Origin of the sequence: Ensifer sp. (assembly GCF_035999135.1) — a bacterium.
Classification (GTDB): domain Bacteria; phylum Pseudomonadota; class Alphaproteobacteria; order Rhizobiales; family Rhizobiaceae; genus Ensifer.
Genome location: NZ_DASYGZ010000142.1, coordinates 18,899 through 40,699 on the forward strand (window position 1 = coordinate 18,899; position 21,801 = coordinate 40,699).

Here is a 21,801-nt window from a genome sequence, read left to right on the forward strand (position 1 = left end):
CCGTCATAATAATTTGATTTAAATACCGTTTTATCGTTTTTCACTAGAGACCGATCTTCAAGCTTTCCAAAGCTTCGCACTCGCCGAAATTGCGGCGTGCCTTGACCTCTCCTTGGTTGACAAGTGCGGCGGATGCCTGAAAAGTGAAAGCTCTTATCGAGACCGGCAGCGTTGGGAGGACTTGATGTCTGTGCGCGCGTTTTTCGGCCTTTCCACCCTCCTTTTGTCGCTTTTCGTCGCCGGTAGCCCGGTCGTTGCGCAGGAGAGCGGTCGCCAGATCGAGATCACCAAGGATGGTGACTATTTCGGCTTCGATCTGCGGACCGAGCAGAACGTCTCGCTCGACCAGTGCCAGCAGGCCTGCATCGGCGACCAGGCCTGCCGCGCCTTCACCTACAATCCCAAGGTGAAGTGGTGCTTCCTCAAGTCCGACTATAACCAGCTGAACTCCTTCCCCGGCGCCATCGCCGGCAAGGTCGTGCAGCCAGAGCTCCAGGCAGCCGACATCGGCGCGCCGCCACGGCTGAAGTTCCTTTCCGACCAGCTGCTGCAGGACGCCCGCAACACCAAGTCTAACCTGACGCTTGCCGACGACCAGCAGGGAATGGGCGTCAACACGCTGATCGAGATGGCCCGCGGCCAGGCCGGCATGGGCAATATCGAGAATGCGCTGAAGGCCTTCCAGGGCGCCCTGGCGATCAATCCCGAAGATGCCGAGCTCTGGCTCGAAGCGGCGCGCACGGCGAACCGCATCACCAACAACTCGTCCGTATCGATCCAGGCGGCGATCGCCGCGATCAACGGCTATGAACTCACCCGCACCACCGAAAGCCGCGCGCATGCGCTTTCGGTCCTCGCTAAATCGCTCGAAGGCGCCGAGAATTTTCGCGCAGCCCTCGATGCCTACAAGGCGAGCCTTGAGCTGGTGAAGGCGAAATCCGTCGAAGCCGCCTATCTCGATCTCAAGCAGCGCAAGGGTTTCCGGGTCGTCGAGCACACGATCGATTCCGACGCGGCAAGCCCGCGCGCCTGCGTTCAGTTTTCCGAGCAGCTGTTGAAAAGCGGCGCCGATTACGCTTCCTTCGTCACCGTCAACGGTGCCGCACCGAAGGCGCTTGAAGCCAAGGGCGACCAGGTCTGCGTCGAAGGTCTTTCGCACGGCGAACGCTACAAGCTGACAATCCGGACCGGCCTGCCGTCCTCGGTTGACGAAGTGCTCGAAGCCCCCGTCACGCTCGACATCTATGTCGCCGACCGCGCCCAGATGGTGCGCTTCACCGGCGACAGCTTCGTGCTGCCCTCGACCGCACGTCGCGGCATCCCGATCGTTTCGGTCAACACCGACAGCGCCAAGCTCAAACTCTATCGCATCGGCGACCGCAGCATCGCCCAGGTCCTCCAGAACTCGCAGTTTCTGACCCAGCTCGACGGCTACAGCGCCCAGCGCATCGAGGACGAAAGCGGCGAACTGGTCTGGCAGGGCACGATCGATATCGTGCGCGACGTCAACAAGGAGGTCGTCACCAGCTTCCCGGTCGACGAGGCGCTGCCGGAGCGCAAGCCCGGGGTCTATGTCATGACCGCAGCACCAACCACCGGCCTCAGCCAGGAGTGGGATGCCCGCGCGACGCAGTGGTTCGTGGTTTCCGATATCGGCATCTCCACCTATGCCGGCACCGACGGCCTCAACGTCTTTGCGCGCTCGCTCGCCACGGCCCAACCGATCGAAGGCGTCGAATTTCAGCTCGTCGCCAAGAACAACGAAATCCTCGGCACGGCGGTGAGCGACGGGGATGGTCGCGTCACGTTTACCGCCGGGTTGATGCGCGGAACGTCCGGCCTGATGCCGGCCGTCATCACCGCCAAAAAAGGGGACGACGACTACGTCTTCCTCGACATGAGCCGTGCCGGCTTCGATCTCTCCGATCGTGGCGTCACCGGCCGCGCCGCACCCGGCGCCATCGATATCCTCGCCTGGACCGAGCGCGGCATCTATCGCGCCGGCGAAACGGTGCATGCGGCAGCGCTTGCCCGCGACGTTGACGGCATGGCGATCGAGAACCTGCCGCTGACCTTCGTGTTCCTGCGGCCGGACGGCGTCGAGTATCGCCGCATGACGAGCGCCGGCGGCAAGCTCGGGGGCCACACGCTCGATCTCGATGTTCAGGCGAACGCCATGCGCGGCACCTGGACGATGCAGATCTTCACCGATCCGAAATCCCCGGCGATCGGCGAAAAACAGTTTCTGGTCGACGACTTCGTCCCGGATCGCACCGAATTCGACCTCACCAGCGACGCCAAGGAAATCGCCGTCAACGAGACGGCGAGCGTGGCGGTCGACGGGCGCTACCTCTATGGCGCGCCGGCGGCCGGTCTGGAGCTCGAAGGCGAAGTGACGATCAAGCCGACCCGCGAAAATGCGGCCTTCAAGGGCTATTCCTTTGGCCTTGCCGACGAAGAGGCAAGCGAAGACACCCGTCTGCCGCTCGAAGAACTCTCGGCCCTCGACGAAGACGGCAAATCGACCTTCGACGTGCTCATAGACGAGGTGCCCGCAACCACGCAGCTGCTCGACGCCACCGTCACCGTGCGCATGCGCGAGGCCGGCGGCCGCGCCGTCGAGCGCTCCTTGAAGTTGCCCGTGCGCACCGAGGGCCCGATGATCGGCATCAAGCCGGAATTCGAAGGCGAACTCGCCGAAAATTCCGTTGGCAAATTTCGTGTCATCGCCGTCGACCCCGAAGGCGGCAAGCTCGCCATGCCGGGACTGCTGTGGAAGCTGATCAGCGTCGAGCGGAACTACCATTGGTACCGCGACGGCAGCGCCTGGAAATACGAGCCGGTCGTCACCACGAAGCAGGTCGCAAACGGCAATGTCGACGTGACGGAAGACGGTGCCGAGATTTCCGTTCCGGTCGGTTGGGGACGTTATCGCCTCGAGGTCGAGACCGCTTCGATCGACGGTCCGACATCGAGCGTGGAGTTCGATGCCGGCTGGTATGTGGCTGCGACCTCGACCGAGACGCCCGACGGTCTTGAGATCGCCCTCGACAAGGAGAAGTATGCGGTCGGCGATACCGCCAAGCTCAAGGTTTCGCCGCGTTTTGCCGGTGAACTGCTGGTCACCGTCGGCACCGAGAACCTGATCACGACGCAGACGGCGTCGATCGCTGCAGAAGGCGGCGAGGTTGATCTGCCCGTCACCGACGCCTGGGGCGCCGGCGCCTATGTCACCGCCACGCTCTATCGGCCGGGCGATGCACAGGAAAGCCGCATGCCGATGCGCTCGATCGGCATCAAATGGCTCGCGGTCGACCCGGCCGAGCGAAAGCTCGCCGTCACGCTCGATGCGCCCGAAAAGATGGAGCCGCGTGGAGCCCTCGACATCAGCCTTCAGGTCGCCGGCGCCGGCGCCAACGAAGAGGCCTATGTAACGGTTGCCGCCGTCGATGTCGGCATTCTCAATCTCACCCGCTACGAGATGCCGGATCCGGAGGCCTGGTACTTCGGCCAGCGGCAGCTCGGGCTTGAAATTCGCGATCTCTACGGTCGCCTGATCGACGGCTCGCTCGGCGCCACCGGAAAACTGCGCACCGGCGGCGACGGCGGACAGGTGGCGCTGCAGGGAAGCCCGCCCACGGAAAAGCTGGTCGCCTTCTTCGAAGGACCGCTGAAACTCGACGGCGAAGGCAAAGCGACCGTCAGCTTCGACATTCCGCAGTTCAACGGTACGGCGCGGCTGATGGCCGTTGCCTGGACGAAGTCCGGCGTCGGCCACGCCACAAGGGACGTCGTGATCCGCGACCCGGTCGTCGTCACCGCCAGCCTGCCGCGGTTCCTGGCCCCCGGAGACCGGTCGGCATTGAGGCTCGACATCGCCAACACCGATGCGCCGGCCGGCGATTACCAGATTCAGGTCACGACCAGTGGCCCCGCCACGGTCGAACAGCCGGGCACCGGCAGTACGGTGACGCTCGAACAGGGTGGCCGCTCCTCGATCACCTTGCCCGTCGTCGGGCAGTACCCCGGCAACGGCGTGGTGACGGTGGCGCTGACGGGTGCCAACGGGCTAGCACTCGAACAGTCGCTCGATCTGCTGGTGCGGCCGGCGACCCTGCCCGTCACGGAGCGGCAGGTGGTCGCGATCGCGCCTGGAAGCAGCCTGACGGTCGACGGACAGTTGCTCGCCGACAGCATCCTGCAGGGCGCTTCGGTCAATCTCAGCGTCACACGATCCGCCGCCTTCGACATGCCGGCGCTGTTGATGACGCTCGATCGCTATCCCTATGGCTGCGCCGAGCAGACGACCAGCCGCGCGCTGCCGCTGCTTTATCTGAGTGAACTCGCCAAGCAGTCCGGCCTTGCCGACGACGACGGCGTGAAGGCGCGCGTGCAGGAGGCGATCTATCGGGTGCTCTCATACCAGTCGTCTTCAGGCAGCTTCGGCCTCTGGGGCCCGGGCTATGGTGACCTCTGGCTCGACGCCTATGTGACCGACTTCCTGACCCGTGCACGCGAGCAGAAGTACGACGTGCCGGAGGCCGCCATGGTCCAGGCGCTCGAAAACCTGCAGAACGGCGTCGGCTACGACAGCAACGTCAAGGATCGCGGCAACGAGATCGCCTACGGGCTCTATGTCCTTGCGCGCAACCGCAAGGCCGCGATCAACGACCTGCGCTACTACGCCAACACGGTGATCGACGATTTCCCGACGCCGCTCGCCAAGGCGCACATCGCCGCAGCCCTTGCGCTTTATGGCGACGCGCAGGGGTCGCAGGACACCTTTGCCAAGGCGGCAAACATGTCGACCGGCCTCATCAATGTCAGCCTGTCGCGCTCCGACTACGGTTCGTCCCTGCGTGACAACGCGGCCGTGCTGGCGCTTGCCGCCGAAAGCCGGCCGGTTCCGCCGATCGTGCCGGAACTGTCGAAGATCGTCGCGCGCGAATGGGAGCAGAAGACCTACACCAGCACCCAGGAACAGGCCTGGATGCTGCTCGCCGCCCGCGCCATCCAGAACGGTGACGAGGACATGGCGCTCGACGTCAACGGCGCATCGAAGACCGGAAGCTATGCCGCCCAGATGACCGGCGACGCGCTGATGACCCACCCGGTGGTGATCCAGAATCAGGGTGCCGATCCGGTCTCGGCCGTCGTGACCACGGTTGCAGCACCCGCCCAGCCGCTTTCGGCCGGCGGCGACGGCTTCACCATCGAGCGCACCTACTACACGCTCGACGGCGCGGAAGCCAACGTCACCGAGGCCCGCCAGAACGAACGCTACGTCGTCGTGCTGAAGATGACCGAGGCCAACGACTGGCCGTCGCGCGTGCTGGTCACTGATCTTCTCCCGGCCGGCTTCCAGATCGACAATCCGAGCCTGGTCGACAGCGCCCAGCTCAGCAACTTCGAATGGCTCGGCGAAATCACCGCGACCCACACGGAGTTCCGCAACGATCGCTTCGTCGCCGCCCTTGATCGCAGCACAGGCGCCGGTCGCGAAGTCACGCTCGCATATGTGGTGCGCGCCGTAACCCCCGGCGTCTACGACCACCCGGCGGCAACGGTCGAGGACATGTACCGGCCGCAGCTCTCCGCCCGCACCGCGACCGGGCGGATGGAGGTGCTCGCCGCACAATAGGCAGGATCATGTCGATTGGGCGCAAACTGCTGATCGCCTTGCCCGTCTCACTCCTGCTGACGGGGCTGACGGGTTATGCGATCGAGAAGGCCGACGAGGCGTTTCCGCCACCGATCGAGGCGGCGGACGTCGTCTCGCGCGAGGTGGACGATGCGGAAGGGCGCTTGCTGCGCGCCTTCGCAACGCCCGATGGCTTCTGGCGGCTGAAGACCACCGTCGACGACGTCGATCCGCAGTTCGTCAAGATGCTGATCGCCTACGAGGACCAACGGTTCCGGGAGCACTCCGGCGTCGATTTCCTCGCGCTCGGCCGCGCGGCGTTGCAGTTCGTCACCAATGGCCGCATCGTATCGGGGGCCTCGACGCTCTCCATGCAGGTCGCCCGGCTGATCGAGCCGCGCCAGCAGCGTTCGGTGACGGCCAAGCTATTGCAGATCGCCCGTGCCATCCAGATCGAACGCCGCCTCTCGAAGGACGAGATCCTCAATCTCTACCTCACTCACGCCCCTTACGGCGGCAACATCGAGGGTGTGCGCGCCGCAAGCCTCGCCTGGCTCGGCAAGGAGCCGAAGCGACTGACGGCCGGCGAAGCGGCGCTTTTGGTGGCGCTGCCGCAATTGCCGGAAAAGCGCCGCCCGGACCGCAACCACGCGGCCGCGGTCGCGGCCCGCGAGCGGGTGCTGGCACGCCTAGCGGTCGCCGACGTCATTGGTGACGGTGAGGCCGAGCGCGCCGTTGCAACCTCCGTGCCGTCGCGCCGCCTGCAGCTTCCCTCCTATGCCGCGCATCTGGCCGAGCGTGCCCTTCGCAAGGATCCCAAGTCCGTTCGCCATCAGACGACCCTACGCCTTGCCGTGCAACGCAATCTCGAGGCTGTCGCCCGAGAAGGTGCAGCGAAACTCGGCCCGAAGGTTTCCGTCGCCATGGTCATGGCCGATGCGCGAACCGGAGAGATCGTCGCCTCGGTCGGATCGGCAGATTACTTCGACGCCAGCCGATCCGGCTGGATCGACATGACACGCATCACCCGTTCGCCCGGCTCGACCCTCAAGCCCTTCATCTATGGCCTCGCCTTCGAGGAGGGTCTGGTCAGCCAGGAAACGATCATCGAGGACCGGCCGGCCGACTTTTTCGGCTATCGCCCGCGCAATTTCGACATGAGCTATCAGGGCGATGTCAGCGTGCGCGAGGCGCTGCAGCTGTCGCTGAACGTGCCGGCGATCCGCTTGCTCGACGCGGTCGGCCCTTCCGAATTGATGATGCGCTTCCGTCGCGCCGAAGTGCGGCCAGCTCTACCCACCGGCGAAGCGCCAGGGCTGGCGATCGGCCTTGGCGGCGTGGGCCTTTCGCTGCGCGATCTCGTCCAGCTCTACGCCACGCTTGCCAATCGCGGTTTCCCGATCCGGCTCGGCGACGGCGTCGAGGGCAAGGCGGGCTTGATCGAGGCCGAGCCTCTGTTGTCGCCCGTTGCCGTCTGGCAGGTTTCCGATGCGCTCTCGGGCGTTCTGCCGCCGACCGGCAGCCGGCAGCGCGGGATCGCCTACAAGACCGGCACGAGCTACGGCTATCGCGACGCCTGGTCGGTCGGCTATGACGGCCGCCATGTGCTCGGCGTCTGGGTCGGGCGTCCCGACAATGGCGCCGTTCCCGGCCTCACCGGCTACGCTAGTGCTGCGCCCATACTCTTTGAAGGATTTGCCAAGTCAGGCTTCGGCGTGACGCCTCTGCCCGATGCGCCGGCCGGCGCGATCCGCATTTCGCAAGCCGAGCTACCCGTCAGCCAGCGCCGTTTCTCGTTGACCGCAAGCGGTCTCGTCAACGCGTCTGCCCGCGAACCGGCACCACAGATCGTCTTCCCGCCGGAGGGCGCGCGAGTCGAGCTCGGCGCAGGCCACCAAGCGATCTCGCCGCTGACACTGAAGCTCCAGGGCGGTCGCGCGCCTTTCCGCTGGCTCGCCAACGGCAAACCGCTGCCCGAACTGACGCGCAGGCGTATCACGCAATGGCAACCGGATGGCGCCGGTTACTCGACGCTGACTGTGATCGATGCCGTCGGGCGGGCAGCAAGCGTCGGCGTCTTTATCGAATAGCTGCGCTAACCTCGCCGACCTCACCGCCCACACCCTTGAGTGCCGCGGCGATCTCCTCCTCCAGCCGCGTCGCGTCGAGCGGCTTGTGAAGCAGGCGGTAGCCGCTTTCGGTCACCTGCTTCAGCCGAGCGGAGGATGTATCGCCGGAAAGGATCAGGGCCGGCACGCTGCGCCCGAGATAGGTCGTGATTTCGCCGAGGGCATCGATGCCGGTCTGCCCGTCGCGCAGATGGTAGTCGGTGACGACCATGTCGACCGGGGCATCGCCACGGCGCGCCGCTTTCGTGTGCGCGTGGCGAGCGGCGGCAGCCGAACGGCCGGCATAGACACGATAGCCGAGCGTGCGCAGAAGCAGCGCGGTCGCATCCATGGCATCACGCTCGTCGTCGATGACGACGATCCCGCCCTGGTGGCGGGCCGGTATCGGATGTGCGCGTCCCTTGCGCGGCGAAGCGATCGGCGCTGTCACGGGCAAGGTGATCGAAAACATCGATCCACGCCCTTCCCGGGAGACCACCTTGATCGGGTGCCCGAGCAACTGCGCTGTACGCTGCACGATGGCAAGGCCAAGGCCAAGTCCCTGTGCCCGGTCGCGCGTCGGGTTTCTGAGTTGAACGAATTCCTCGAAGATGGACTGCTGGTCGGCGAGTGGAATGCCGACGCCCGTGTCCCAGACCTGGACTTCCACCGTCATGCCGCGACGGCGGCATCCGATCATCACAGTACCGGCCTGGGTGCAGCGAAAGGCATTCGAAACGAGATTATCGAGAATCCGCTTCAGCATCATCGGATCCGTATCGACCCAGATGTCGGTCATGACGACGCGCCAATCCAGCCCCTGCCCCTTGGCAACTCCGGAAAATTCCACGCGCAGATCGGCAAACATGCGCCTGAGCGCCATCGGTTCGCGCGTCACGGTCAAGACACCGGCGTCAAGCTTGGAAATGTCGAGCAGCGCGTCGAGAAGACCGGACAGGCTGCCGATGACCGAACGTGCCCGCTCGGCGAGGTCACGTGCGCTCTTGGCGGGCACGTCGCCGTTTCGGCCGAGCACCCCGAGCGTCGAGATGAAGAGGCCGAGCGCGTGGATCGGCTGGCGCAGATCGTGGCTGGCGGCGGCAAGAAAACGCGACTTGGCGCGATCCGCACTTTGCGCCCTGTCGCGTTCCTCCTTCAGATCCCCGATCAGCGACAGGTTCTCGAACCGCAGCCGCACGGTTTCGGCAAGGGTGCGGTGCGTCACACGGCTATAATAGAGGTCGACCCCGAAGAGGCAGACGGTGAAGACCAGGTAGGTGTCGTAGATCGGCCCGTCGCCCATCAGGCATCGGATCGCAAACGGAAGCAGCATGGCCAGAAGCGAGCCGGCATAGGCGAGCGGAAAGGCCGAAAGCGAAGGAACCGCGCCGCTCGCAATGCCCGTGATGACGATGCAGACGAAGGCGAGTGTCTGCGGCTCCTGCGGAAGGAAGGCAAACCAGGCGAGCGCACCCCACAGCGCACTCGACGCCCACGAAAGCAGCGTGAAGCGCCAGGCCCATTGCCGCCAGTCCTGGCTTCGCCGCTGATCGGCCGCGCGCCGGTAACACCGGTCGAGAAATATGCGAAAGAACGTCAGCAGGTAGAGCGCTGCAATCCAGCTGAGAAGCAGGTTCGCCGGTACCCATTCGCTGAGCACATAAGCAACCGGCAGTGGAATAGCGAAATTTGCGAACAGCACCGCGTATGATTGACGAAATAAAAGGTCTATCAAGAGAGGCTGCAAATGCTCCCGAGTCTCCATTGCCCATCCTCTCCTGATTCCACGCAGTAACTCTGCCAAATTGCTGAAAAATACATAAAGGGTTTCTCTCATGCGTAAACCGCTGACGATCATCGTGGCGGACGACCACGCCATCGTTCGCGAGGGTCTGAAGCTGCTGCTTTCGACCATGGAGCATGTATCGGTGGTTGCCGAGGCTGCTGACGGCGAGGCGCTGGTCAATCTGGTGCGCACCAGTGGCGCCGACATCATCCTTCTCGATCTCGGGATGCCGGGGGTCGCAGGCGTGCAGTTCATCACCGAACTCAAGACGATCGCCCCGAGAACGAAAATCCTGGTGCTGACCGCCAATGTCGAGCCGAGAACCGTGCGCGCGACGATCGAGGCCGGGGCCCGCGGGTACCTTACCAAGAGCGGTGACCCCTCCGAACTCGCCGCATCACTCGAGTCCGTATCGCGCGGCGAGGTGTATCTCAGCCAATCCATTCGCTTCGCTGTCAGCGAACCCGACCGTCACCAGGACCCTCCGGCGGCGGATGCCGCGCTTTCGCCCATTCCGCTGACACGGCGGGAAATGCAGATCCTCTCGCTTGCAGCCCAGGGGCTGACGGCGCGCGAAACTGCCGATCGCCTCGGCATCAGCCCGCTGACGGCGCGCAAGCATCGCGAAAACCTGATGCGCAAGCTCAGCCTGCACAGTGCGGCTGAAGTCGCCGCCTACGCGGTGCGCATCGGCCTGCCGATCTCCTGACAGCGCCACTCGCTCTCCACGCCTCGACGGTCACATTCCCTTAACCACCACACCATAAGCGAACACACACCAGCTGCGATACACGGCACCTGCCGTATATCGCCCGTCCACAACCAAGCGTAGTTCTCCTGCCGGAAACGGACCCGATCTCGAAGCGTCGAGATGGAATGCCGCGCAACAGCGGCGCCGTGATTTTCTGGAGGATCTGCCATGCCCTCACTCGAGCATTGGATGTCGTTTGCGCTCGCCACGGCGATCTTTGCCTGCATGCCGGGACCCGCCATTCTCTACATGACGGCCCAGACGCTTGCGCATGGACGCAAGGCAGGTTTCCTCGCCGCCTTCGGCATCCATATCGGATGTTACGTCCATATCGCCGCGGCCACGCTGGGGCTTGCGGCCCTCTTGCATCACGCGCCGCTCGCCTACGTCGTCATCAAGCTCTCAGGTGCGGTCTATCTCGTGTGGCTCGGCGCGACCATGCTGCTGGGCGCAGGCAAACATGCGGTTCACGCCGAAGCAGCCAAGCCCGGCGTCCTCAGGGACAGCATCGTCGTCGAGATCCTCAATCCCAAGACGGCCCTCTTCTTCGTGACCTTCCTGCCGCAATTCGTCGATCCCGCCGCGTCCATGCCGGCGTCGATGCAGTTTTTGATGTTCGGGCTCCTGGTCAACCTTGCCCTGTCGATCGCCGATATCGCGGCCGTGCTGATCGCCTCGCTCACCCTCGGACGTTTTACGGGCGGCGGCAGCCGGCTGGTTCCGCGCGCCTGCGGCTCGATCCTCATCGGCCTCGGTCTGATGCTGGCAAGCCAGCCGAGCTGAAGCGGCGAAAGACGGCCCGTGTCGCAACGGCAACCTTGGTGTATCGTGTGACACGCTGGAGTGGAGGGGCCTGACCATGCTCAATGCGACCGAGATTGCCAAAGCCGCCGAAAGCCTGCATCAGGCCGAGCGCGATCGCAAACAGATCGGGCTGCTCTCGCTCAAGCATCCAGACATGACGGTGGATGACGCCTATGCCGTGCAGGCGGCCTGGACCAGGCGCAAGCGAGACGACGGCCACCGGATCATCGGCTGGAAGATCGGTCTGACCTCCAACGCCATGCAGCAGGCGCTCGGCATCGACACGCCCGATTCCGGCGTGCTCTTCGACGATATGCTGTTTGACGACGGCGCAACCGTTCCGGCCGATCGCTTCATCCAGCCGCGCGTCGAGGCGGAAATCGCCTTCATCATGAAAACCGGCCTCAAGGGCCCCCGCGTCAGCCTGGTGCAGGTGCTGAACGCCACCGACTACGTGATGCCGGCGCTCGAAATCCTCGACACCCGCATCCTGCGGTCCGATCCGAAGACCAAGAAGGCCCGGACCATCGTCGACGCCATCTCCGACAATGCCGCCAATGGCGGTCTTGTTCTCGGCGGCCGCGCCGTGCGTCCCGATACCGTCGACATGCGCTGGATGGGCGCGATCGTCTCGCGCAACGCCGTGATCGAGGAGACGGGTCTTGCAGCCGGCGTGCTCAACCATCCGGCCCGCGGCATTGCCTGGCTTGCCAACCGGCTGGCCCAATGCGGCGACGCGATCGAGCCCGGACAGATCGTGCTGTCAGGCTCGTTCATCCGCACCATCGAAGCTGCGAGCGGCGACACGATCGTCGCCGATTTCGGCGCCTACGGCACGGTGAGCTGCCACTTCGCTTAGATCTGGAAGCAGCGCCTACTGCACCAGAATGGCGCGAAAATCATTGACGTTGGTGCCGGTCGGTCCCGGCTTGAAGAGATCGCCGAGCGCATCGAAAGCCGACCAGCTGTCGTTCTTCTGCAGCAGGCCCGCCGCATCCAGCCGCTGCGCGGCAAGCCGCGCAATGGTGGTGTCGTCGGCAAAGGCCCCGGCATTGTCTTCGGAGCCATCGATGCCGTCCGTGTCGGCGGCCAGCGCCGACACGCCCTTGGCGCCATCGATGCCAAGCGCCAGCGCCAGCAGGAACTCGCTGTTGCGGCCGCCCTTGCCCTTGCCGCGAATGGTCACCGTCGTCTCGCCGCCCGAGAGCACGACGACCGGCTTGCTGAATGGCCGGCCTCGACCGGCGACTTCGCGCGCGATCGCCGCGTGCACGCCGCCAACATCGCGCGCCTCGCCTTCGATCGCGTCGGACAGGATAATCGCTTCGATGCCGGCTGCCCGCGCCTCGTCGGCTGCGGCCTCGAGCGACACGGCGGCCGATGCGATGAGCCGAACCTCGTTTCGAGCAAAGCGCGGATCGTCAGGGGATGGTGCGACACTGTCGGCACTTCTGATCCAGGCCATGACATTGCCAGGCAGATCCAGGCCGTAACGGTCGATGAGCTTCAACGCGTCTTCCCGCGTGCTGGCGTCGGCAAGCGTCGGGCCGGATGCGACCAGCGCCGGATCGTCGCCCGGAATATCGGACACAATCAACGATACAACCTTCGCCGGATAAGCGGCTGCGGCGAGCCTGCCGCCCTTGATCATCGAGACGTGTTTGCGCACGGCATTCATGGCGCTGATTGGCGCACCGGAGACAAGCAGCGCCCTGTTGACGGCGATCTCGTCTTCCAGGGACAGGCCGGGCGGAGGCGAAGGCAGCAGCGCCGAACCGCCACCGCAGACGAGCGCCACGACAAGATCGTCCTCCGTCAGACCGTCGACCTCAGAAAGCAGCCGTTTGGCGGCCTGAAGCCCGTTTTCGTCCGGCAGCGGATGGGATGCTTCCAGAACCTCGATCCGCTCGCACGGAGCGGCATAACCGTAGCGGGTGACGACAACGCCGGAGAGCGGCCCATCCCAATGGCGCTCGAAGGCGGCGGCCATCTGGGCTGCACCCTTGCCGGCGCCGACGACCACCGTTCGCCCCTTCGGCCGCGCCGGCAGATTGGCGGCGATCACCTTTTCCGGATCGGCCGCGGCAACTGCTGAAGTAAAGAGCGCTTCAAGGAAACGGCGTGGATCGGTGATGGCTGGCATTGTTCTCCCCCGGAGCAGGTCGCATCGCCCATGATGCCCCGCTCTTGTATGTCATCCCAGAGCAAGAACGCAGCTGGAATTGCAAGAAGGTCTCGGGCGGCGGTTCCTCCAACCGCCGCCCGGACACATGACCGGCCAAAACAATGGGATGCCGGACGGGTCATGTGCATTGCTGCGCGCGCTGGCGGCTCAGGCGACCTGGTGGTTCGCCATACGCTCCAGTGCGCGGACGAGACCGGAGTGGTCGAGGCCGCTGTCGCCGTTGGCGGCGCAGTTGTTGAAGAGCTCCTGGGTCGCAGCCGTGTTCGGCAGCGAAATTCCGAGCGACTTGGCCCCCTGCAGCGCCAGGTTCAGGTCCTTCTGGTGCAGCGAGATGCGGAAGCCCGGGTCGAAGGTGCGCTTGATCATGCGCTCGCCATGCACTTCGAGAATGCGCGAGGAGGCAAATCCACCCATCAGCGCTTCGCGAACGCGCGCCGGATCGGCGCCGGCCTTGGACGCGAAGACGAGGGCTTCGGAAACCGCTTCGATCGTCAGCGCGACGATGATCTGGTTGGCAACCTTCGTGACCTGGCCGTCACCGCAATCGCCGACCAGCGTGATATTCTTGCCCATCAGCTTCAAGAGCGGCAGGGCGCGTTCGAAGCTTTCTTCACTGCCCCCCGCCATGATCGACAGCGAGGCGTTCTTGGCGCCGACTTCACCGCCGGAAACCGGAGCGTCGATGTATTCGGCGCCGGTTTCACGAACCTTCTTCGCGAATTCCTTGGTCTCGATCGGCGAGATCGAGCTCATGTCGATGACGAGCTTGCCCTTCGAAAGGCCGTAGGCGACGCCGTTCTCGCCGAAGAGAACGTCCTTCACTTCAGGCGTATCCGGCAGCATCAGGATGATGGTGTCGACGGCCTCTGCCAGTGCTTTCGGCGTCTCGACGAACTTGAGGCCGGCATCCAGCAGTTCCTGGCGCGGCGGGATGACGAATTTCGAGGTGACGATGGTGTGGCCGGCGTCCTGCAGGTGGCGCGCCATCGGCGTGCCCATGATACCCAGTCCAATGAAACCGATTGTTGCCATGGTGCTTAGCTCCTGATCTTGATGATGTCTGCGGATTGGGTTCGCTGGCGCTCGGTGCCGAGCCAGCCGAGGCCGTCGGCCGTCGTGGTGCGCGGCTTGTATTCGCAGCCGATCCAGCTGTCGTAGCCGGCGGCTTCCAGCGCGTCGAAGACGAAGGGATAGTTGATTTCGCCGGTACCCGGTTCGTTGCGGCCCGGATTGTCGGCCAGCTGAACGTGCGCGATCAGACCGGCGAAGCGCTTGTAGGTGCCGATCAGCTCACCCTGGGTGCGCTGCTGGTGATAGAGGTCGTACTGGATGAACAGGTTGTCGCTGCCAACCTCCTCGATGATCGAGGCGGCCTGCTCGACCGTGCTCAGATAGAAGCCCGGAATATCGAAGTCGTTGATCGGCTCGATCAGAAGGCGAATGCCGTGCTTGCCGAGCTCGCTTGCAGCAAGCTTGAGATTTGCGACCAGCGTGTTGCGCAGCACCTGTTCCGAGACACCCGCGGGCGCAATGCCGACCAGGCAGTTGACCTGCTTGCAATCGAGCGCTGTCGCATAATCGATGGCGCTGGCAACGCCCTTGCGGAACTCGTCGATCCGGTCCGGCAGGATGGCGATACCGCGCTCGCCGCTGGCCCAGTTGCCGGCCGGCAGGTTGTGCAGAACCTGGGTCAGGCCGTGGCGCTGAAGCTCGGCGCGCAGGCTCACTTTTTCGAATTCGTAGGGAAACAGATACTCCACGCCTTCGAAGCCGGCCTTGGCGGCAAGAGCGAAACGGTCGAGGAACGGCGCCTCGTTGAACAGCATTGTCAGGTTCGCAGCGAACTTCGCCATGCGATGTCTCCTCCTTCGTGTTTTTCTCTGGGGCAACGTGCGGGCGGCGGGCCGCCCGCATTTTCCTCAGTCAAGCAGGGCCGTGATCGCGGTCGGCACGTCCTCGCCACGCAGCGCCAGTTCCTCGAACTCGACGACGGCGTTGATGTCGGCGCCCATCGAGATGTTGGTGACGCGCTCGAGGATGAACTCGATGACGACGGGAACCTGGTGCTCGTCCATCAGGGCACGCGCCCGGTCGAACGCTTCCTGGAACTCGTTCGGGCTGCGCACCCGGATCGCCTTGCAGCCGAGACCTTCGGCGACCGCGACGTGGTCGACGCCGTAGCCCTTCTCCGCATCGCCCGACGCGTTGATGTTGTCGAAGGCGAGGCTGACCTCGAAGTCCATGTTGAGGCCGCGCTGCGCCTGGCGAATGAGGCCGAGATAGGAATTGTTTACGACCACATGCAGGTAAGGCAGCTTGTGCTGGGCGCCGACGGCCAGTTCCTCGATCAGGAACTGGAAGTCGTAGTCACCCGAGAGCGCGACGATCGTCCGATCCGGATCGGCGGCGCGGACACCAAGCGCTGCCGGCAGGGTCCAGCCGAGCGGGCCAGCCTGGCCGCAGTTGATCCAGTTGCGCGGCTTGTAGACATGCAGGAACTGAGCGCCGGCAATCTGGCTGAGGCCGATGGTCGAGACGTAGCAGGTGTCGCGGCCAAAAGCCTTGTTCATTTCTTCGTAGACGCGCTGGGGCTTCAGCGGCGTCTGGTCGAAGTGCGTCTTGCGCAGCATGGTGCGCTTGCGCTCGCGGCACTCTTCGGCCCAACCGGTCCAATCGCGCAGCTTGCCGGCCGTCTTCCATTCGGTCGCAACGTCGAGGAACAGCTTCAGCGCCGCGCCGGCATCCGAGACGATGCCGAAATCGGGGGCGAAGACGCGGCCGATCTGGGTCGGCTCGATGTCGACGTGAACGAACTTGCGGCCTTCCGTATAGGTCGGGACGTTGCCGGTGTGGCGGTTGGCCCAGCGGTTGCCGACGCCCAGAACGAAGTCCGACGCAAGCATGTTGGCATTGCCGTAGCGATGCGAGGTCTGCAGGCCGCACATGCCGGCCATCAGCGGATGGTCGTCCGGGATCGTGCCCCAACCCATCAGCGTCGGGATGACGGGAATGCCGGTGATTTCGGCAAACTCGGTCAGGAGATCGGACGCGTCGGCGTTGATGATGCCGCCGCCGGCGACGATCAGCGGGCGTTCCGCCTCGTTCAGCATCGCGATCGCCTTTTCGGCCTGGGCGCGCGTCGCCTTGGGCTTGTACGCTTCGAGCGGCTGATAGGTGTCCGGATCGAACTCGATCTCGGCGAGCTGGACGTCGACCGGCAAGTCGATCAGCACCGGGCCGGGACGGCCGGAGCGCATGATGTGGAACGCCTTCTGAAAGACGAAGGGAACCAGCGCCGGCTCCATGACCGTGACCGCCCATTTGGTGATCGGTGCAGCGATCTTGGCGATATCGACCGCCTGGAAATCTTCCTTGTCGAGACGGGCGCGCGGCGCCTGGCCGGTGATGCAGAGGATCGGGATCGAGTCTGCCGAGGCCGAATAGAGGCCGGTGATCATGTCGGTGCCGGCCGGACCCGACGTCCCGATGCAGACGCCGATGTTGCCGTGCTTGGCGCGAGTGTACCCCTCGGCCATATGCGAGGCGCCCTCGACGTGACGGGCGAGAATGTGGCGGACGGAGCCGCGGGCCTTCAGCGCCGAATAGAACGGGTTGATGGCGGCACCCGGTACGCCGAAGGCACAGTCGATGCCTTCCTTCTCCAGAACAATAACAGCCGCGTCAACGGCACGCATCTTAGCCATGAGAACTCCTCCAATTTCCTGAAAACATAATCCATTGGTCCCGATACGCAACATCAAAATGGAATTGATTTCCATGATGCGGAAATAAAGATCTTCAACAATTTGGAGAAAATCGCTTCATGGCCTGATAGAGGATGATGGCGAGCGACGTGATTTGCAGAGAGGCTTTTATGGACGGCAACGGCAGGGGAAAACGCGGACGTAAGGCAGGCGAGAATGCCGCCCCTTCATCGGTCCAGGTGCTTGATCGCAGTCTTGCCCTCCTGACGGTCGTGGCTGAGGGCGACGGCTCGACCCTGACCCAGCTCGCCGACGAGACCGGCATGGCGCCATCGACGGTGCACCGGCTGCTGACAACGCTTTCCGGCCACGGCATGGTGATGAACGACCCGGACACCGGCGCCTGGACGGTCGGCCTCAAGGCGTTCGAGATCGGCAACGCCTATCTGCGGTTCCGCAAGCTCGGCACCATCAGCCGTCCGTTCCTCAAGGGGCTGATGGAAGAAAGCGGCGAGACGGCCAATATCGGCATCGAAGAAGGCGGCGACGTCGTTTTCATCTCGCAGGTCGAAAGCCACGCGCCGATGCGTGCCTTCTTCCGACCCGGCCGCCGCGGTCCAATACATGCCTCCGGTATTGGCAAGGCGATCCTCTCCACCTGGTCGGACAAGGAGATCGCGCAGCTGCTCCACGGTCGCGAACTCGCTCACTTCACCGACAAGACCCGCGACACGCTGCCGGCGCTCTTGAAGGATATCCAGGATATCCGCCACCGCGGCTGGTCGGTCGACGACGAGGAGCACACGCTCGGCATGCGCTGCGTCGCCGCCCCGATCTTCAACGAATATGGTGAAACGATCGCCGGCATCTCGATCTCCGGTCCGTCGGTTCGCGTCAATGACGACAAGCTGTCGACCTTCGGCCCGATCGTGCGCGAGCGCGCCGACGCGCTCACCAGGGCGATGGGCGGCAAGCGTCCGGAAGACCTTTAGCGCAGTCGAAAAGAAACGCCGCGCATCCAGGGGGCACGCGGCGTCTTGAGAATTTGGGCTCGCACCCCGCTCCGGTTTTGCGAGGCGGTTTGGAAACGTCGATCAGGCTGTTTCGAGGTTTCTGGATGCAGTCGTTGCCGCTTCCTTCGCGCTGCTTGAAGCGTGTTTCATCGGCTTGCCGGCGACATAGGTTTCCGCCACTGAACGGTCGTCACCCATCGTCTGCAGGATGAAGAGCTCCTCGGCGAGCGAACCGGCGACCCGCATGCGCAACTCCATCGATGGCTTGGCGCGACTGTCGAGCACGACGATATCGGCATCGGCACCGACATGCAGCGAGCCGATGCGATGTTCGAGGTCGAGCGCGCGGGCGTTGCCGAGCGTCAGGCGGTAGAAGGAATTGAACGGCGTCAGCCGCTGGCCCTGCAGGTGCAGCACCTTGTAGGCCTCATCCATCGTTTCCAGCATCGAGAAGCTGGTGCCGGCGCCGACATCGGTCGCGACCGACCAGCGGGCGCCAAGTCTGTCGAAGCGATCCCGGTCAAAGAGCCCGGAGCCGAGGAAAAGGTTCGAGGTCGGGCAGAAAGTGCCGACGGCGCCTGTCTCGGCAAGGACGGAGATCTCGCGGTCGCTCAGATAGATGCAGTGACCGAGCAGCGTCTTGCGGGTCAGAAGATCGTAGCGCGCATAGATGTCGGTGTAATCCTTGGCCTCCGGATAGAGCGAGGTCGCGAAGGCGATCTCGTCCTTGTTTTCCGACAGGTGCGTCTGGACGTAGCATTCCGGATGCTCGCGAACGAGCACGCGGCTCATCTCCATCTGCTCCGGCGTCGAGGTGATGGCGAAACGCGGGCTGATGGCATAGTGGGCGCGGCCACGGCCATGCCACTTCGATATCAGCGCCTTGGTCTCGTCATAGCCAAGCTGTGGCGTGTCGCGCAGCGCGTCGGGCGCGTTGCGGTCCATCATCACCTTGCCGCCGATCATCAGCATGCCGCGCGCTTCCGCAGCGCCGAAATAGGCATCGACGCTTTCAGGATGCACCGAGCAATAGGCGACTGCCGTCGTGGTGCCGTTGGACAGGAGTTCGTCCATGAAGCGGCCGGCGATGTAGTCGGCATGCTCGGGTTTGCGGAACTTCTGCTCCTCGACGAAGATGTAGGTGTTCAGCCATTCGAGCAGCTGCGCGCCATAGGACGCGATCGCCTGCGTCTGCGGGAAGTGCAGATGCGTGTCGATCAGGCCCGGCAACACCAGGTTGGGGCGATGGTCGGCAACCTTGACGCCCGGTCCGGCGCGGCGGGCGACTTCGGCGTGTTCACCGATATCGGCGACCTTGCCGCCCCGCACCAGCACGGCGCCATCTTCGAAGTAGCGATAGGATGCGGCATCGTCGATGCCTTTCGGCTCGTCGACGAAGGTCAGCACACGGCCGCGGATCAGCAGATCGGTCATTGGGTCTTTCCTCCATTGACGACGGATTCGTACCAGGCAACGAGGAGTTGACGCTCTTCATCCGACACGGCGGTCACGTTGGCGGGCGGCATTGCATGGCTGCGGCCGGCCTGCAGGTAGATTTCACGGGCGTGATTGGCGATCTCGGCGTCGGTCTCGAGCGTCACGCCTTTCGGCGGAACGATCATGCCTTCCCAGCCCGGTTCCTTGGCATGGCACATGGAACAGCGGCCAAGCACGGTGTCACGCACCTTCGGGAAGGCTTCCGCCGCGACGAAGGGCTGCTGCGCGGCGGAGATCTTTGTCTCATCGCCGCCCGAGAGAATCTTCGGCACGGTCGACAGCCACATGATCGCAACGAACAGCAGTGCGGTCACGAGCCAGGTCCAGGTCGGGTTGCCCTTGTTGGCGTGGCGGGTGTTGAAATAGTGGCGGATGGTGACGCCCATCAGGAACACCAGCGAGGCGATGATCCAGTTGTACTGGGTGCCGAAGGCCAGCGGATAGTGGTTCGACAGCATCAGGAACAGAACCGGCAGCGTCAGATAGTTGTTGTGGGTCGAGCGCTGCTTGGCGATCACGCCGTATTTGGCGTCGGGCGTGCGGCCGGCGATCAGGTCGCCGACGACCACCTTCTGGTTCGGAATGATGATGAAGAAGACGTTGGCCGACATGATCGTCGCGGTGAAGGCACCGAGATGCAGGAAGGCTGCGCGGCCGGTGAAGAGCTGCGTGTAGCCCCAGGCCATGGCAACCAGGATGAAATACAGAAGCACCATCAGCCGGGTGTTGTCGCGGCCGAGGGGTGACTTGCAGATCGTGTCATAGGCGAGCCAGCCGAAGGCGATCGAGGCAAGCGAAATGGCGATCGCCACCGGTTTGGAGACATCGAGCACGTTCGGATCGATCAGATAGAGGTCCGCGCCGGCATAGTAGACCAGGCAGAGCATGCCGAAGCCCGAAAGCCACGCGACATAGGATTCCCATTTGAACCAGATCAGATGCTCGGGCATGTTGGCCGGCGCAACCAGGTACTTCTGGATGTGGTAGAAGCCGCCACCATGCACCTGCCACTCTTCGCCATAGGCGCCGACGGGCAGGCCGGGATGCTTCTTCAGACCAAGGTCAAGGGCGACGAAATAGAAGGACGAGCCGATCCATGCAATCGCGGTGATGACGTGCAGCCATCTCACGGCAAAGGTCAGCCAATCCCAGGCGATGGCATAGTCGTACATGAAATTCTCCCATTTCTCCTCCCGCCATTATGTGTCATTGCTGGAGGTCGCGGGAACGTCGCTGCTTCACCAACACTTTCAAAAAAATCTATAAAATAGCGACGCAATGGATAGGCTAGAGAGAGCCTGGAGGAGTGGGACGAAGGCATGTCTTATCTGGACAATGTGCGCGTCTTCGTACGCGTCGTAGAGCTTGGAACCCTGTCGGCGGCCGGTCGCGACCAGCGCGTGACGCCGGCGGTTGCAAGCAATAGAATCAAAGAGTTGGAACGCCATATGGGCGTTCGCCTGTTCAATCGGACGACGCGCAAGCTGACTGCGACGGAGCACGGCCGCGTCTTTTACGATGGCGCCGTGAAGATCCTCGAAGCGGTCAACGAAGCGGAAAACGCGATCGCCGATCTCTCGCACAATCCAAAGGGGGCGCTCAAGATTACCGCGCCGCTGGGGATAGGTCGGCGTCTGATCGCGTCAGGCATTCCCGAGTTTCACGACAAGTATCCGGATATCGAGGTGCGGCTTCGCCTGTCGGACCACAATGTCGATATCCTGTCTGAAGGCGTCGACGTCGCCTTCAAACTCGGCATCCTCGAAGATTCGAACCTGCGCATGCGCGGCATCATGAATTGCGAGCGGGTGATCTGCGGCGCGCCTGACTATTTCGAGAAACGCGGCGTGCCCGAGACCCCGCAAGCGCTGATTGCCGACAAGCACGACTGTCTGCTCTTGCGCTATCCCGGCTCGAAGGAGTTTTTCTGGACGCTCCAGACGATGGAAGGCGTGCGCAAGCTCGAGGTCACCGGCCCCTACGATTCCGACGACGGCGACGTGCTGACCCAATGGGCGCTCGACGGCCGCGGCATCATCAACAAGCCGCTGTTCGAAGTGAAGGCGCACATCAATTCCGGTGCGCTGGTGCCGATTCTGGCCGATACGCCCCCGCTCAGCGTGCAACTGGCGGCGATCTATCCGCACAAGCGCTTCCAGGATCCGAAGGTCCGGCTGATGATCGATTACATGGCCGAGCGCTGTCAACGCTTGATCGGCAAGGCGCTGGAATAGGCGCCGTTTCGCCCCTCGGCGTCCGGGCATAAGGAACGCTCTGGGTCGGGCCGACGCTTCCGCGCATTCCCGTCCGGA

At 63.8% G+C, this 21,801-nt stretch carries 14 protein-coding genes; 7 read left to right on the plus strand and 7 right to left on the minus strand.

Features of this window, described 5'->3' with window-relative positions; all coding sequences use genetic code 11:
* Positions 1-190: 190 nt before the first annotated feature.
* Positions 191-5,641: an alpha-2-macroglobulin family protein gene (locus VGO12_RS17125; RefSeq protein WP_327513973.1), complete on the plus strand. Its 5,451-nt coding sequence runs from the start codon at positions 191-193 to the stop codon at positions 5,639-5,641.
* Between the two features lie 8 nt (positions 5,642-5,649).
* Positions 5,650-7,731: a penicillin-binding protein 1C gene (pbpC, locus tag VGO12_RS17130; protein ID WP_327513947.1), complete on the plus strand. Its 2,082-nt coding sequence runs from the start codon at positions 5,650-5,652 to the stop codon at positions 7,729-7,731.
* Here pbpC and VGO12_RS17135 read toward each other — a convergent pair.
* Entirely contained in the window at positions 7,721-9,409 is a 1,689-nt protein-coding gene (locus tag VGO12_RS17135; protein WP_327513948.1) for an ATP-binding protein, read from the minus strand. The two genes, pbpC and VGO12_RS17135, sit on opposite strands and share 11 nt — an antisense overlap.
* 175 nt (positions 9,410-9,584) lie before the next feature.
* Between VGO12_RS17135 and VGO12_RS17140 the strand changes: the two genes are divergently transcribed.
* The 3 genes from VGO12_RS17140 (at position 9,585) to hpaH (ending at position 11,949) form a co-directional block, all read left to right on the plus strand.
* On the plus strand, positions 9,585-10,244 hold the full coding sequence (locus VGO12_RS17140; protein ID WP_327513949.1) for a response regulator transcription factor: 660 nt from the start codon (positions 9,585-9,587) through the stop codon (positions 10,242-10,244).
* Between the two features lie 210 nt (positions 10,245-10,454).
* On the plus strand, positions 10,455-11,069 hold the full coding sequence (locus VGO12_RS17145) for a LysE family translocator (RefSeq protein ID WP_327513950.1): 615 nt from the start codon (positions 10,455-10,457) through the stop codon (positions 11,067-11,069).
* Positions 11,070-11,145: 76 nt separating this feature from the next.
* Positions 11,146-11,949, plus strand: a complete 804-nt coding sequence (gene hpaH / locus VGO12_RS17150) for a 2-oxo-hept-4-ene-1,7-dioate hydratase (protein ID WP_327513951.1) — start codon at positions 11,146-11,148, stop codon at positions 11,947-11,949.
* A gap of 15 nt (positions 11,950-11,964) precedes the next feature.
* On the opposite strand, the gene VGO12_RS17155 is transcribed toward hpaH, so the two are convergent.
* From VGO12_RS17155 to gcl, 4 genes are all read right to left on the minus strand, one after another.
* On the minus strand, positions 11,965-13,233 hold the full coding sequence (locus VGO12_RS17155; RefSeq protein WP_327513952.1) for a glycerate kinase: 1,269 nt from the start codon (positions 13,231-13,233) through the stop codon (positions 11,965-11,967).
* Positions 13,234-13,422: 189 nt separating this feature from the next.
* Entirely contained in the window at positions 13,423-14,307 is an 885-nt protein-coding gene (gene glxR / locus VGO12_RS17160) for a 2-hydroxy-3-oxopropionate reductase (RefSeq protein WP_327513953.1), read from the minus strand.
* Positions 14,308-14,312: 5 nt separating this feature from the next.
* Entirely contained in the window at positions 14,313-15,128 is an 816-nt protein-coding gene (gene hyi / locus VGO12_RS17165) for a hydroxypyruvate isomerase (protein WP_327513954.1), read from the minus strand.
* 66 nt (positions 15,129-15,194) lie between these two features.
* Positions 15,195-16,979, minus strand: a complete 1,785-nt coding sequence (gene gcl / locus VGO12_RS17170) for a glyoxylate carboligase (RefSeq protein WP_327513955.1) — start codon at positions 16,977-16,979, stop codon at positions 15,195-15,197.
* A 170-nt stretch (positions 16,980-17,149) separates the two neighbouring features.
* On the opposite strand from gcl, the gene VGO12_RS17175 reads away from it, so the two are divergent.
* The gene (locus VGO12_RS17175; RefSeq protein ID WP_327513956.1) at positions 17,150-17,971 is read left to right on the plus strand and encodes an IclR family transcriptional regulator; all 822 of its coding nucleotides are present in this window, start codon (positions 17,150-17,152) and stop codon (positions 17,969-17,971) included.
* 102 nt (positions 17,972-18,073) lie between these two features.
* Here the strand turns inward: VGO12_RS17175 and guaD are convergent, their stop codons facing one another.
* Entirely contained in the window at positions 18,074-19,426 is a 1,353-nt protein-coding gene (gene guaD / locus VGO12_RS17180; protein ID WP_327513957.1) for a guanine deaminase, read from the minus strand.
* A complete protein-coding gene (locus tag VGO12_RS17185; RefSeq protein ID WP_327513958.1) occupies positions 19,423-20,661 on the minus strand; it encodes a urate hydroxylase PuuD in 1,239 nt (412 codons plus the stop codon). The genes guaD and VGO12_RS17185 overlap by 4 nt, the downstream gene beginning before the upstream one ends.
* 147 nt (positions 20,662-20,808) lie before the next feature.
* On the opposite strand from VGO12_RS17185, the gene VGO12_RS17190 reads away from it, so the two are divergent.
* The gene (locus tag VGO12_RS17190) at positions 20,809-21,723 is read left to right on the plus strand and encodes a LysR family transcriptional regulator (protein ID WP_327513959.1); all 915 of its coding nucleotides are present in this window, start codon (positions 20,809-20,811) and stop codon (positions 21,721-21,723) included.
* Positions 21,724-21,801: the final 78 nt, after the last annotated feature.

Bases quoted from the DNA above. Each gene is read 5' to 3' on its own strand.
- VGO12_RS17155 (WP_327513952.1), bottom strand. From the start codon at position 13,233: ATGCCAGCCATCACCGATCCACGCCGTTTCCTTGAAGCGCTCTTTACT.
- guaD (WP_327513957.1), bottom strand. From the start codon at position 19,426: ATGACCGATCTGCTGATCCGCGGCCGTGTGCTGACCTTCGTCGACGAG.
- gcl (WP_327513955.1), bottom strand. From the start codon at position 16,979: ATGGCTAAGATGCGTGCCGTTGACGCGGCTGTTATTGTTCTGGAGAAG.
- glxR (WP_327513953.1), bottom strand. From the start codon at position 14,307: ATGGCAACAATCGGTTTCATTGGACTGGGTATCATGGGCACGCCGATG.
- hyi (WP_327513954.1), bottom strand. From the start codon at position 15,128: ATGGCGAAGTTCGCTGCGAACCTGACAATGCTGTTCAACGAGGCGCCG.
- pbpC (WP_327513947.1), top strand. From the start codon at position 5,650: ATGTCGATTGGGCGCAAACTGCTGATCGCCTTGCCCGTCTCACTCCTG.
- VGO12_RS17145 (WP_327513950.1), top strand. From the start codon at position 10,455: ATGCCCTCACTCGAGCATTGGATGTCGTTTGCGCTCGCCACGGCGATC.
- VGO12_RS17140 (WP_327513949.1), top strand. From the start codon at position 9,585: ATGCGTAAACCGCTGACGATCATCGTGGCGGACGACCACGCCATCGTT.
- VGO12_RS17190 (WP_327513959.1), top strand. From the start codon at position 20,809: ATGTCTTATCTGGACAATGTGCGCGTCTTCGTACGCGTCGTAGAGCTT.
- hpaH (WP_327513951.1), top strand. From the start codon at position 11,146: ATGCTCAATGCGACCGAGATTGCCAAAGCCGCCGAAAGCCTGCATCAG.
- VGO12_RS17175 (WP_327513956.1), top strand. From the start codon at position 17,150: ATGGACGGCAACGGCAGGGGAAAACGCGGACGTAAGGCAGGCGAGAAT.
- VGO12_RS17185 (WP_327513958.1), bottom strand. From the start codon at position 20,661: ATGTACGACTATGCCATCGCCTGGGATTGGCTGACCTTTGCCGTGAGA.